Source organism: Falsiroseomonas sp., from assembly GCF_051859025.1.
Taxonomy (GTDB): Bacteria; Pseudomonadota; Alphaproteobacteria; order Acetobacterales; family Acetobacteraceae; genus Falsiroseomonas.
This window is the reverse complement of the sequence record NZ_JBHYGL010000014.1, coordinates 104,166-116,964: the sequence shown is the minus strand read 5'-3', so window position 1 is coordinate 116,964 and position 12,799 is coordinate 104,166. Positions and strand designations below refer to the sequence as shown.

The 12,799-nt window shown below is 67.0% G+C and carries 8 protein-coding genes and 2 pseudogenes; 3 read left to right on the top strand and 7 right to left on the bottom strand.

The annotated features are described in order from the left end of the window. The first annotated feature begins 7 nt into the window (after positions 1 to 7). From ACTIE5_RS15520 to ACTIE5_RS15510, 3 genes and pseudogenes are all read left to right on the top strand, one after another. Positions 8 to 3,469 (top strand): VCBS domain-containing protein, encoded by a 3,462-nt coding sequence (locus ACTIE5_RS15520; RefSeq protein ID WP_439550602.1) that lies wholly within the window; start codon positions 8 to 10, stop codon positions 3,467 to 3,469. Positions 3,470 to 3,596: 127 nt separating this feature from the next. Continuing rightward, positions 3,597 to 4,402 (top strand): annotated as a pseudogene (locus tag ACTIE5_RS15515) (hypothetical protein). A 4-nt stretch (positions 4,403 to 4,406) separates the two neighbouring features. Then, positions 4,407 to 4,757: pseudogene (locus ACTIE5_RS15510) on the top strand (IS481 family transposase); the annotation flags it as partial. On the opposite strand, the gene ACTIE5_RS15505 reads toward ACTIE5_RS15510, so the two are convergent. Genes ACTIE5_RS15505 through ACTIE5_RS15475 form a run of 7 tightly spaced genes read right to left on the bottom strand, consistent with a single transcriptional unit; the run spans position 4,749 to position 12,725 of the window. Then, positions 4,749 to 6,560 (bottom strand): hypothetical protein, encoded by a 1,812-nt coding sequence (locus tag ACTIE5_RS15505; protein ID WP_439550601.1) that lies wholly within the window; start codon positions 6,558 to 6,560, stop codon positions 4,749 to 4,751. The pseudogene ACTIE5_RS15510 and the gene ACTIE5_RS15505 overlap by 9 nt on opposite strands. Continuing rightward, the gene (locus ACTIE5_RS15500; RefSeq protein ID WP_439550600.1) at positions 6,557 to 6,955 is read right to left on the bottom strand and encodes a GtrA family protein; all 399 of its coding nucleotides are present in this window, start codon (positions 6,953 to 6,955) and stop codon (positions 6,557 to 6,559) included. The genes ACTIE5_RS15505 and ACTIE5_RS15500 overlap by 4 nt, the downstream gene beginning before the upstream one ends. Then, positions 6,948 to 8,252, bottom strand: coding sequence for an NAD(P)/FAD-dependent oxidoreductase (locus tag ACTIE5_RS15495; protein WP_439550599.1), 1,305 nt, complete (start codon positions 8,250 to 8,252; stop codon positions 6,948 to 6,950). The genes ACTIE5_RS15500 and ACTIE5_RS15495 overlap by 8 nt, the downstream gene beginning before the upstream one ends. Before the next feature lie 11 nt (positions 8,253 to 8,263). Then, positions 8,264 to 9,196 (bottom strand): NAD-dependent epimerase/dehydratase family protein, encoded by a 933-nt coding sequence (locus tag ACTIE5_RS15490; RefSeq protein WP_439550598.1) that lies wholly within the window; start codon positions 9,194 to 9,196, stop codon positions 8,264 to 8,266. Continuing rightward, complete coding sequence (locus tag ACTIE5_RS15485; protein ID WP_439550597.1) at positions 9,197 to 9,958, bottom strand: SDR family NAD(P)-dependent oxidoreductase; 762 nt, start codon at positions 9,956 to 9,958, stop codon at positions 9,197 to 9,199. Beyond that, positions 9,955 to 11,289 carry an FAD-binding oxidoreductase gene (locus tag ACTIE5_RS15480; RefSeq protein ID WP_439550596.1) on the bottom strand — a complete coding sequence of 445 codons (1,335 nt, stop codon included), beginning with the start codon at positions 11,287 to 11,289 and terminating at the stop codon, positions 9,955 to 9,957. The genes ACTIE5_RS15485 and ACTIE5_RS15480 overlap by 4 nt, the downstream gene beginning before the upstream one ends. A 5-nt stretch (positions 11,290 to 11,294) precedes the next feature. Further along, the gene (locus ACTIE5_RS15475) at positions 11,295 to 12,725 is read right to left on the bottom strand and encodes a UbiA family prenyltransferase (RefSeq protein WP_439550595.1); all 1,431 of its coding nucleotides are present in this window, start codon (positions 12,723 to 12,725) and stop codon (positions 11,295 to 11,297) included. Between the last annotated feature and the right edge of the window lie 74 nt (positions 12,726 to 12,799).

Sequence of the window (12,799 nt, the reverse complement as noted above, 5' to 3'; positions counted from 1 at the left end):
GAGCTTCGTGGACCTGGACGGCGACGGCCTGCTCGACCTCGTCTCGGGCGCGAGCAGCAGCACCTTCCTGGCGTGGCAGAACACCGGCAGCGGCTACACGCAGCTGACCGGAACCACCAATCCCTTCGACGGCTTCATTTTAGGGAGCAGAAGAACGCCGAGCTTCGTGGACCTCAACGCGGACGGACGGCTCGACCTCGTCTCAGGCATGAGCTACGGCTACTTCCCGTCGTTGCAGAACACCGGCAGTGGCTACACCGAGCTGACAGGCACCGCCAATCCCTTCAACGGCTTCGATGTCGGGAGCATGAGCGCGCCGAGCTTCGTGGACCTGAACGCCGACGGACGGCTCGACCTCGTCTCGGGCGAGAGCAACGGCACCTTCCTGGCGTGGCGCAACACCGGCAGCGGCTATACCGCGCTGACCGGCACCGACAACCCGTTCAACGGCTTCGATGTCGGGAGCTACAGCACGCCGAGCTTTGAGGACCTGGACGCCGACGGCCGGCTCGACCTCATCTCGGGTATGACCAATGGCACGTTCCTGGTTTGGCGCAACACAACGCCACTGCCGACGATCACCGTGACCGTCACCGCGGAGAACGACGCGCCGGCCATCACCTCCGCCGCCACGGCCAACTACGCCGAGAACGGCACAGGCACGGCCTACCAGGCGACGGCAACCGACGCGGACGGCACCACCAGCTTCACCTGGTCACTCTCCGGCGCCGATGCGGCGCGGTTCGACATCAGCAGCACGGGCGCCGTCACCTTCAAGGCAGCGCCGAACTTCGAGGCGCCGGCCGATACGGGTACGAATAATGTTTATGAAATCGCGATCAAGGCCAATGATGGCACGCTGGACAGCGCGTCCCATGCGGTCACCATCACAGTCACCGATGTGAACGATGCGCCGACCGTCACTTCCACCGCCACGGCGAACTTTGCCGAAAATGGCAGCGGCGCGGCCTATCAGGCGACGGCGACCGACCCCGATGCCGGCACGACGCTCGCCTGGTCGCTCGGCGGTACGGATGCCTTGCTGTTCGACATCAATGCGGCGAACGGTGCAGTCACATTCAAGGCTGCACCCAATTTCGAGGCGCCCGCCGATGCCGGCGGCAACAACGTCTACAACATCACGGTCTTGGCCAATGACGGTGCGGCAACCAGCGCCGCCCATGCGGTCGCCATCACCGTCACCAATGTGAACGAAGGGCCCAGCATCACGTCCGCCGCCACGGCGAACTTTGCCGAAAATGGCAGCGGCGCGGCCTATCAGGCGACGGCGACCGACCCCGATGCCGGCACGACGCTCGCCTGGTCGCTCGGCGGTACGGATGCCTTGCTGTTCGACATCAATGCGGCGAACGGTGCAGTCACATTCAAGGCTGCACCCAATTTCGAGGCGCCCGCCGATGCCGGCGGCAACAACGTCTACAACATCACGGTCTTGGCCAATGACGGTGTGGCAACCAGCGCCGCCCATGCGGTCGCCATCACCGTCACCAATGTGAACGATGCGCCCGCCGTCACTTCCGCCGCCACGGCGAACTTTGCCGAAAACGGCAGCGGCACGGCCTATCAGGCGACGGCGACCGACCCCGATGCCGGCACGACGCTCGCCTGGTCGCTCGGCGGTACGGATGCCTTGCTGTTCGACATCAATGCGGCGAACGGTGCAGTCACATTCAAGGCTGCACCCAATTTCGAGGCGCCCGCCGATGCCGGCGGCAACAACGTCTACAACATCACGGTCTTGGCCAATGACGGTGTGGCAAGCAGCGCCGCCCGTGCGGTCGCCATCACGGTGACGAATGTGAACGAGGGGCCAGGCGGCATTTCCTCCGCCACGGCGAACTTTGCCGAAAATGGTAGCGGCACGGCCTATCAGGCCACGGCGAACGTCTCCTATCTCGGCATGAGGCTCATCTGGACTCTCGGTGGGACCGATGCGGCGCTGTTCAACATCGACAGGACGGGCGCGGTGACCTTCAAGGCCGCGCCGAACTTCGAGGCTCCGACCGATGCGGGCGCCAACAACGTCTATGACATCACGGTCACAGCCAGTGACGGCTGGCTGAGCAGTACAGCGCAGGCGGTTGCCCTTACCGTCACCAATGTGAACGAGACGCCGACCGTCACCTCCCGCGCCACGGCCAGCTTTGCCGAGGACGGTACCGGCACGGCCTATCAGGCGACGGCGACCGATCCCGATGCCGGCACGACGCTTGCCTGGACGCTCGGCGGCGCGGATGCCTTGCTGTTCGACATCAATGCGGCGAACGGTGCAGTCACATTCAAGGCTGCACCCGATCTCGAGGCGCCCGCCGATGCCGGCGGCAACAACGTCTACAACATCACGGTCACAGCCAATGACGGTGCGGCAAGCAGCGCCGCCCGTGCGGTCGCCATCACGGTGACGAATGCGAACGAGTGGCCCAGCATCACTTCCGCCGCCACGGCGAACTTTGCCGAAAATGGCGGCGGCGCGGCCTATCAGGCGACGGCGAGCGTCCTCTATGCCGGCACGGCGCTTGTCTGGACTCTCGGCGGGACCGATGCGGCGCTGTTCAATATCAGCAGGACGGGCGCGGTGACCTTCAAGGCCACGCCGAACTTCGAGGCTCCGACCGATGCGGGCGGCAACAACGTCTATGACATCACGGTCACAGCCAATAATGGTGCGTTGAGCAGCGCAGCACAGGCGGTCGCCATCACCGTCACCAATGTGAACGAAGGGCCCAGCATCACGTCCGCCGCCACGGCGAACTTTGCCGAAAACGGCAGCGGCACGGCCTATCAGGCGACGGCGACCGACCCCGATGCCGGCACGACGCTCGCCTGGTCGCTCGGCGGTACGGATGCCTTGCTGTTCGACATCAATGCGGCGAACGGTGCAGTCACATTCAAGGCTGCACCCAATTTCGAGGCGCCCGCCGATGCCGGCGGCAACAACGTCTACAACATCACGGTCTTGGCCAATGACGGTGTGGCAAGCAGCGCCGCCCGTGCGGTCGCCATCACGGTGACGAATGTAGCGGAGGCCGTGAGCCTCGCGGGCAGCGCGGGCAAAGACACCCTCATCGGCGGCGCGAGCAACGATACGTTGCTCGGCTTCGGCGGCAACGATGTACTGGATGGTGGCCTCGGCACCGACAGGCTGACGGGTGGGAGTGGGTCAGACAGCTTCCTGTTCGGAACCAGCTTGGAGGCTGCAGGCGATGTTGTGACCGATTTCAGCACGCTCGAAGGGGATAAGATTGATCTGCGTCCCATGGACGCCAATACCTCGTCGAGGGGTGACCAGGCCTTCAAATGGATTGGCAGCGCCAGCTTCAGCGCGGCAGGCCAGTTGCGCTTCGACGGCGGGATCCTGGCCGGCGATGTGGATGGCGATGGCGCGGCCGATTTTCAGATCACGCTCACCGGTGTGACATCCCTCACATCGGCTAGCATCTGGCTGTGAGGGTTGCCGACGAGGAGTGGGGGCAGATGGCAGCCTGCTGCCCATTAAGGATACCGGGACGATGTCCGGCGCCAACTGGACGTGCTTCGGGAAAGTGGAGAGGTCCCGATGATGGTAGGGGACCCCCATGAATCAGCAGCGACGGTTTACGAAGAAGTTTGAGGAAGAGGTGGTCCGCCTGGCCCGGACGAGTGGGCGAACCTAGCGGGAGATCGCGGAGGATCTCGGTTTGGCCTATTGCCCATGGCCTGCTGGATCGGACGCAGCCGGGACAGAGCGGCGGACGCCCCGGTCGGGTCGGCGCCGCGACATGGCCTGGAGTTGCAGCGGCTGCGACGGGAGACTGAGATCCTTCGCCAGGAGCGGGACATCCTGAAGCGCGCCACAGCTGTTTCGCCCGGGAGGGGAGGCGATGAGCTGAAAGCTCGTGAACGAGGCAAGGAAGGATTTCCCCGTGCACCGCCTGTGTCGCGTCTTTGATGTCAGCCAAAGCGGCTACTTCGCCTGGAAGGACCGGCCTGCCTGGCGCCGTCAGCACCAGGACATGGTGCTGCCGGCGCATGTCTGGTCGGCCTTCGCGCTGTTGAATGGCACCTGCGGAAAGCCGTCGTCATGCGCTGCCCAGCGGCAGGCCTGATCCACCACTCGGACCACGGAAATCAATGCTATTCCGCAGACTGCCAGGCCGAACTGAAGGCCAGCGGCATCCCGATCTCGATGTCCGGGTGGGGAAATTGCCACGACAACGCGATGGTCGAGACGTTCTTCAAGACGCTGAATTCCGCGCTCGTCTGGCGCACCGCCTTCGAAACACGCGCCGACGCCAAGGCCGCCATCGCCCGCTCAATCGACGGCTTCTGCAATCCCGGCCGGTGCCCTTCCGCCCTCGACTTCACAAGCCCGGCGCAGTTCGAGAGGGTGGCCGCTCCCTGAACCAATGCCTCCCCACGAAAATGAGGCAAGTCCACGAACGACGCCGCGAGTTCGAGCCGAGCTCCAAGCGGCGAAAGCGCCGACCCACGTCCTGGCCGCCCGCTACGGGCTGAACCACAAGACCGTCGGCAAGTGGCGACGCTGGGTCGGCACTGACAACGCCCCGATGGGGCCGCGCCAGCCCCGCAGCAGCACCCGCTCCGAGGCGGAGGAGAAGATCATCGTCGAGTTCCGGCGCCGCATCCTGCTGCCACTCGATGACGCCCTCGGATGCCTCCGGGAGACCATCCCGACGCTCTCCCGAAGCCCGCTTCACCGCTGCCTGGCACGGCACTGCATCTCGCGCCTAGGGGCGCACTCCAGCAATATCTTCACGACCGATCACATGAGGTCGTTCGCCGACGACCCGGATTACGCCCTCCAGCGGGCATGCGGCGTCGTGCTCCGCCAAGGCGAAGGCGCGTAGTGTAGTGCCAGGCGCGGCGGTAGCGTGGCCGGCCCATCCTACAAGCGGATCCGATACGGCGCCCTCGGTACCGCGCGGCACGTCGGACCGACGTAGCGGGCCGCGACCGAAGCCGACGATTTGGCCAGCCTCGTCCACGAGCAGCACGCGAGTGATGCGCCGCCGCTCTGCCTCATCCCAGGCCCAGCCACGAGCCGTGGTGAAGTGGGCGGCCCCCACATCCTGGATCGTCGCGTTGTCGAGAAAGCCCCTACAACGATTGGACGCCAGAAGACGCACTGTGCCGTTCAGCGGACGGCCGATCCAATCGACATACGCGGGTGCAAAGACCGAGAGGCGTGCCGCCCGCAGCCGCTCGGCCGATCGGCGCACGATCTCCGGGGCGGGATAGATGATGCGGAAGGCGGCCTCGTCGTCCACTCCGGCCACCAGCGCCGTCTCCGCGCCGTAGCGTTGCACGACAAAATCCTCCAGCCCACGCAGCAGGCGTGCCTGCTGCGTGGCGGCCAGCGCGGCGACGATGGCGATGGCTGCGCCTGTAGCCAGCACGCGCCGCGGGCTGTGCCGGCCTGCAAGAATCCAGGCCCAAAGCAATAGGGCACACCAGAAGAGCAGCGCCGGCGTGCTGTAGCGCGAACTCGTGGCTTGGCCATATCCAAAGGTGAAGCGCCCAGCCGCTGTCGCTGCGGCCGACAGCACGATGAAGCCCGCGAGGCCGAGCAACACCCATTCGGCCGGCGCCACGCGCTGTCGTATGCGCAACGCTCGGATCCCCAGGAACGCCGCAAGCGCCAACCCCGCCGAGCCGATCACGGCAGAGGCCAGGATCGGCATTCCGCCAGGAGAGGGGATTCCCAGAACGTGCAACGGCCCCGCCCCAATATAGGTCGCAAGATAAATGGCGACCCGCCAGGGCTGCCGCAGCGCGTCGCCCGGGGAACTGTGACCTGGGACGGGGACATGCGTCGCGACGAAGCCGATGCCGACAGCAAGTGCGGCCACGCTCAGCGCGGCCACCTGCTTCCAGGGCCGGCCAGCCAGAAAAGCCAGCACCGTCGCGATCGGCAGGATGAAGACGCCGTTGGCCATGGTGAGCACAGCGGCGGCGCCGAGCAGGCAAGCCCCCGCCGTCGCTCCCGCGCCAACGCCGCCGAATAGCAGAACGGCGAAGCAGGAGGTGGCCAGGGCGAAGACCCCGACGAACTGGGTCTGGAAGCCCCAGCTCAGATTCTCGAATTGCTGGGCCGAGAAGACGATGCAGAGCGAGAGGCCGAGGGCGAGCGGATCGGGCCATCGCCTCTTGGTGGCGATTGCCGGATCGTCCGACGCGACATTTCGCCCGGCCGCTGCCACCCAGGCCAGAAGCACGGCGTGAAAGGCCTGGATCAGCTGTATCGTCGCGATGTTCACCCCGTTTCCGCCGCGCGTCAGCGCAAGGTCCAGTAGGAAGCCCAGCCGCGGCAACACGATCAGGTGCTCGTTATGGCGCTTGAACAGGTCGCGCTGGATTTCGCCCGGCGTTGGGAGGTCCAGCTGGTCCCAGACCGGAATCGCCGTATGCAGCGCGACCAGCGCTGCCAGGAGTTGCGCGACCACGGCGACCGCGGCAACGAGCGCGACAGCAGCCAGTACCGCCATGGTCCAGCGTGCGTGGTACGGCCTGATCGCGAACAGCCCGTCGATCATGCTCATCGTGTTCCCCGCCGACGGAAGGTGAAGGACTTATGGCCCCGGAAGCTCAACGCGACGGGGCTGAGCACGCCGATCACATGCGCCACGGTCTCGGCGTGCCACGTGAAGCCCATGGCGGGGAAGACCAGCCGCGCCAGCCCGACGCTGACCAGCCAGACCACTGCGAAGGACACCGCGTTCACGGCGGCGAAGCGCAGGAACTCGCCCTCAACGCGCCCGCCGGAGGCGCCGAAGACGAAGCGGCGGGCCAGCAGGAAGGCCGTGACCATGCCGATCAGATAGGCGATCGCCACGGCAAGCTCGAAGGCCATCAAGGGCTGCAGCACGTAGCGCGAGCCCATATTGGCCAGCGCCGCGACGCCGCCGGTCAGCAGGAAGCGCAGGAACTCAGGCATCGACAGGCCCCTTCGCCGTCATGTCCTCCGCCATGCGCCGGCCCATCCGCACGCTCTCGGCGATGCCGCGGTCCTCGGGGTAGTAGAAGCAGGTATCGGCCACCTGCAGCCCTCCGATAGCGGTCTGTACGGGCGGCAACTTCGCCAGGAAATCCGGGCCACAGACGGGCTGGGCGTACCGAAGCCGCCCGACGCGCACGCCGCGTAGGTCGCCGTCCGTCAGGGTGGGGTTCACGCGGCGGATCGCCGCAAAGGCCTCGTCCACGAAGGCGTCGTCGCCCCAGCTCCATTTGGAATTCGTGGTCGGCATGTAGTACGGAACATACACGAAGGTCCCATCGAGCGGGCGCAGGTTGGAGAACTCGATGATGCCCGGAATCGGGATCTCCGGGTCCACGATGTTCACCCAGAAATGTCGCGTCACCGGCCGTGCCAACCGGAACAGCAGGCAGACCACCCCCATGTTGGGGATCGCCGCATAGGCATCCTTGGCTGCCTGCGGCAGGTCCGGAACCAGTTCCGGCACCAACTGCACCGGCACGGTGGAGATCACCGCATCCGCGGCGTAGCGCCGGCCCGATTGCGTACGCACCGCGACGACGTGCCCGCCTTTCGTCTCCACCGCCGCGGCGGCGTCGCCCAGGTGGATCCGTCCGCCCTTCGCCTCGATCGCCTGGACGAGGGCCTGCACGAGCGTCTCCGACCCGCCCTCGATGTAGCCGAGTTCCTCCTGGAAGATGGAGCGGCGGGACGTGCCGACGCGGCGGATGCGCGTCGCGATCCAGGATGCCGAGATGCCGTCTGCCAATTCGTGGAACTTCAGATCCATTAGGCGCCGCCACAGCGTCTCGTACACGGTGCGGCCGGAGCCGTGCTCAAGCCATTCGCGCGCGGTCAGGTGTTCGATCGCGGCGAAGTCGCGGGCGCGTGTGGTCACGAACATCTGCAGCCCGGTGCGGATCTTCGATACCAGGCCGAGATGCGGGAAGGCGAGCAGCGCCAGCGGGTCCCCCCACCGGTGCACCCGCCCGCCCATGAAATAGCCCATCGAGGTCGGCATCCAGCACATCCGGTCACCTATGCCGAGCTCCTCCATCAGCGCGAAGGTCGGCGCGTCGGAGCGGCAGACGAAGTGGTAGAAGCGCTCTATGGAGGTGCCGTCGAAGTCGAAATGCGCGGCCATGCCGCCAGCCACGGCGCCGGCCTCCAGCAGATCGACCTCGTGGCCGAGCCCGACGGCGCGGTGCGCCGCCGCAAGTCCCATCGGCCCGGCCCCGAGCACAAGGATCCGCGCCATGCCAGGCCTACTCAGAAATCCAGGACCAGCGTGCCGTAGCGCGGGTCGAGGTAGGTCTCCTCTAGCGCGGCGCGCAGCGGCGTCGTCGCCACGCCAAACAGCGTCGGCCAGTCGATGACGGGGAAGGTCTCCGGCAGCGCGAGCGCCTCAAGCTGCCGGGTGGTGAAGGGCGGGTTGCGGTCGATCAGCGCGTAGGCCCAGAGCATTGCCCAGAACGCGGCATAGGGCACATGCACGATGCGGGCGCGCGGGCGCACTATGTCGTGGATCAGCCGAATCAGGTCGATATAGGTCACCTGCTCGCTGCCGGAGATATCGTGCACTCCGGCGGGCCGGTGGTCGAGGCAGGCGGCGATGACCGCTGAGAAGTCGCCTGCATAGAGCGGTTGGCGGATGTAGCGGCCGTGCCCGGGTACCGGGAAGACGGGCGTGCGGTCCATGAAGCGGCGAAGCCATCCCAGATGTTTGCGGTCGAACCAGCCGAACATCAGCGTCGGCCGCAGCACCGCCATCGGGATGCCGCTGGCCAGCGCGATGCGCTCCTGCTCCACCTTGGTCTCCACATAGAGGTCCTGGGCCATCGAGTTAACGACGGAGGAACTGATGTGAACGATGTAGGGGACGCGATGGCGCGCAGCGGCCTCCAGGACGCGCTCGGTCGCTGTGAGGTTGTTCCGCACGAATTCCTCGCGCCGCAGTCCGCCGATCTGCGCTTGGTTCAGCACCACGGCATCGGCGCCCGCGAGGGCCTGCTGCCAAGGGCCCGGCTCGGCGAGGTCGGCCTCGATCACGGTGATGCTCGGGTGCAGGCGGCGCAGGATGGCCGTGTTGGTCGGATGCTTGTCGATCGCGACGAGGTCGAGCGCCCGCTGCTCGACCAGGCGCGCCACTAGGTTCTGCCCGACCAGTCCGGCGGCGCCGGTGATGACGATTCGCCGTGCCATTCAGATGTCGAGCCTGTTGAAGATGCGCGCGGGGAGATGGCGGATGACCAGCATGATGGACCGCCAGCGCCCAGGCGCGTAGATGATGGGCCCGCCGCGGTCGGCGGCGCGTCGGATGATGCGTGCGACATCCTCCGGGTCGGCCCAGGTGGCGCCCTCGCGCATCATGCCCGCCGTCATGGCAGTGCGCGTCGGCCCCGCCTTCACCAACACGGCGCGGATGCCGGGCGGCGCCCCTGGTCGGCCGAAGCGGTGCGCGATGCCCTCAATCAGGACGGCGATCCCAGCCTTGGCCGCGCCATAGACGAAGTTCTTGCGCCGCCCGCGATCCCCCGCGACCGAGCCCAGCACGATCAGGCTGCCCCGGCCCTGCGCCTCCATCAGGGCAGCGGTGGCAAGCGCCCAGAGAGCGGCGGAACTGAAGTTCACATCCAGCGTGTGCCGTGCGGCGGCCAAGTCGCGCTCATTCTCGGCCTGGGGGGCCATACTGCCATAAGCCAGCAGAACGTCGTCCAGGCCGCCAAGCGTGGCATTCATCTCCCTGAGCCGCGCCGCCGGATCGGCCTCGTCTGCGAGGTCGAGCACGAAGATCGGGGCTACGGTGGCACCGCGCGCCATGAGATCGGCGGCCACCGCCTCCAGCCGCGCGCCATCGCGCCCAGCCAGCCCGATCGCGGCGCCCTCGGCGGCATAGAGCCGCGCGGCCGCCACCGCGATGCCCGAGTTGCCGCCCAGGATCAGGACGCGTCGCGGCGCCGTCATGGCTGGGACACGCGCCGCCAGAAGGCGGAAGAGAAATGCGGATCCATGTGCTCTTTCAGTCGTTCCCACGCCGGGTAGCCGGCGCGGAACATCTTGGCCGACATGCGACCATCCTTGGCAGGATAGAGCCGTCCCCCCGCCTCGCGCGTGATCGCATCGAGCCGGGCAAGCAGCGCCAGTGTCGGCGTGCCCTTGTTGGCGAAATCAAGCGCCAGCGTCGTGCCCTCCATCGGGAAGGAGAGCAGCCCGGGCGAAGGCAGCGCGCCGAAGTTCTTAAGCACGGCGAGGAAAGATCCCTCGCCGGCCGCGGCGGTCGTGGTCAGCATCTCGCGAACTGCATCGCGCGAGGCAGCGGGCGGGACGACGCACTGGTATTGGAAGAAGCCCCGCTTGCCATAGAGGCGGTTCCATTCCGCAATGCCGTCCAGCGGATAGAAGAAGGAGAGGTAGGGGGCGTTGCGCGCGCGCCCCGAACGCCATCGCCCCATAGCCAAATAGAGCGTGTTGAAGGCAGTGAGCGTGAGGCGGTTCAGCGCAAAACCGGGCGCGTCTAGCGGCATTCGCCACAGCTTGGTTGGCTCCTCGGCGCGAAGCCCGCCCGCGGTCGCATGCCGACCGCGAGAGAAGATGCCGCGCCCGAGGGCCGCGCCTTGCCCCAGGCAATCCACCCAAGCCACGGTGTAGTCCCAGGTCGCCGAGGCCTCCGCCAAGCGGAAGTAGCCGTCCAGATCCTCGAAGACCTCGTCTTCCACTTCCATCCGGGAACTGGCGATGGGCAGCAACGTCAGCTCGACCCAGGTGATCAGCCCGGTAAGGCCAAGGCCGCCGACTGTGGAAGCGAAGAGCGCGTCGCCCGGCACCAGCGTGTGCACCGCTCCATCCGAACGCAGCAGGCCAATCGCCCGCACCCAGCGCCCGAAGGTACCTGCGCCGTGGTGGTTCTTGCCGTGCACATCGTTGGCCACAGCGCCACCCAGCGTGACATGCCGCGTGCCCGGCGTGACCGGCAAGAAGAAGCCGTTCGGCACCAACCAGGCCAGCAGCGCTTCGAGGCTGTGCCCGGCCTCGGCGCGTAGGATTCCCGCCTCAGGATCGAAGGCGATGGTGCGGTCCAGGCCCGCGGTCAGCACCACTGCACCGTCGGGGTTGAGCCCGCTGTCGCCATAGGAACGGCGCAAGCCCATGGGCAGCACGCCATGCTCCGGCCGCGCTGCCGCCGCCGCACGCAGCGTCGCCGGCAACTCGTCCGGCCAGGAGGGAACGAAGGCAAGCTGCTGCGGCCGCAGCAGGCGACCCCAGCTTGTTAGCTCCGAGGTCTCGACACCACGCACTCGGCTCATAGGGCGAGCAGATAGGCGACACCGACCGCCGTCCCTAGGACCCAGCTTGTCCGGTCACGGATGGCGAAGCTCACGGGGTCGTCCAGCATCTCGCCGCGATGCGACAGCAGCCAGATGCGCCCCATCCAGATGGCGATCAGCAGGGGCGGCACCCAGAGCCACGAGGGATCGGCATAAGGCACGCGCACGAAGGCATCCTGCATCAGATAGACCACGAGCACGATCAGCGAGCCAAGCGCCGAGGCTACGCCGACCATGAGCGTCAGCTCCGAATCGGCTGGCCGGTAGCCGCGGGCTGCCAGCGCGGCCGCGCCATCCGGCCGGGCGCGCAGGATCTCGGTGTGCCGCTTCGCAGTCGCAAGCGAAAAGAAGAAGAACAGCGCGAAGGTCATCAAATAGGGCGAGACCGGCTGCCCCAGTGCGGCCACGCCCACCAGGATGCGCAGGCCAAAGAGCAGCGCGATGATGAGCGTGTCGAGCAACGGCACGCGCTTCAGCCCGAAGGAATAGGCGAGCGTCAGCACCAGGTAGGCGGCGAGGCCGATGAAGAGCGGCACGGAGACCAGAAGGCCCGCAAGCAGTACGACCGAGACACCGCCCAGGCCGCTGGCGAGAGCGGCACGGATCGAGATGCGCGCGCTGCTGATGGGCCGATGGCGCTTTGACCAATGGGCGCGGTCGGCGCTCAGGTCTGCCAAGTCGTTCAGCAGGTAGGTGGAGGAAGTGAGAAGCAGCAGCAGTGCGAAGCCCAGCAGGGCCTCCATCACACTGCCCATGTCCCGCCAGCCCTGGCCCAGCACAAGAGGCAAGAAGACGACCAGGTTCTTCGGGGCATGGTGCAGCCTAGCGGCGCGAAGCCAGTCTCGCGGCGTGGCCTGTTCGCCCACAATCTCGGCAATGATGGGTGGGCCGAGCCGCCGTGCTGCTGCGGCCGTCGCCGGCGCGGCGTTGACCAGGACGATCCCGGCCGCCTGTCGCCATACCTCGAGGTCAGCGCGGCTGTCGGCAGCATAGATGAAGCCGCCGGGAAAAGCGCTCGTCAGGGCTGCGGCCTTGGAGCACCCCTTGAGGTTGTGCTCGGTGGAGCCGGTCACGCTCTCGAAGAGGCCAAGATGCCCCGCCACCGCATCGGCAACCGATTGATGCGCCGCCGTGCAGAGATGCAGCGCGTGGCCTTCCGCAGCGCGGCCGCGCAGCCAGGCGAGCAAGTCCGCGCGCACCGGCAGGCTGGCCGGGTCGAGCGGGACCGCGCGGGCCAGGACCTCCTTTACGGCGAGCCTGCCGCGGGGCATGGCGAAGAGCGCAGCGGTGGCCGTGGCGGGCTGGTGGAAAAGGGCACGCACAAATGTCTCGTCCAGCGTGTCGGTCCGCAGAAGGGTATTGTCCAGGTCTACAACGATAGGAAGCGGGGCTGGCTGCACGACCATGCCTGAAGCGTCATTCCTCTTCGCAACGGGTCGGGGAGACGGTTGCGCAACGACCGTGGCGGGCTGGTTGGCAG

Bases quoted from the DNA above. Each gene is read 5' to 3' on its own strand.
- ACTIE5_RS15505 (WP_439550601.1), bottom strand. From the start codon at position 6,560: ATGAGCATGATCGACGGGCTGTTCGCGATCAGGCCGTACCACGCACGC.
- ACTIE5_RS15500 (WP_439550600.1), bottom strand. From the start codon at position 6,955: ATGCCTGAGTTCCTGCGCTTCCTGCTGACCGGCGGCGTCGCGGCGCTG.
- ACTIE5_RS15495 (WP_439550599.1), bottom strand. From the start codon at position 8,252: ATGGCGCGGATCCTTGTGCTCGGGGCCGGGCCGATGGGACTTGCGGCG.
- ACTIE5_RS15490 (WP_439550598.1), bottom strand. From the start codon at position 9,196: ATGGCACGGCGAATCGTCATCACCGGCGCCGCCGGACTGGTCGGGCAG.
- ACTIE5_RS15485 (WP_439550597.1), bottom strand. From the start codon at position 9,958: ATGACGGCGCCGCGACGCGTCCTGATCCTGGGCGGCAACTCGGGCATC.
- ACTIE5_RS15475 (WP_439550595.1), bottom strand. From the start codon at position 12,725: ATGGTCGTGCAGCCAGCCCCGCTTCCTATCGTTGTAGACCTGGACAAT.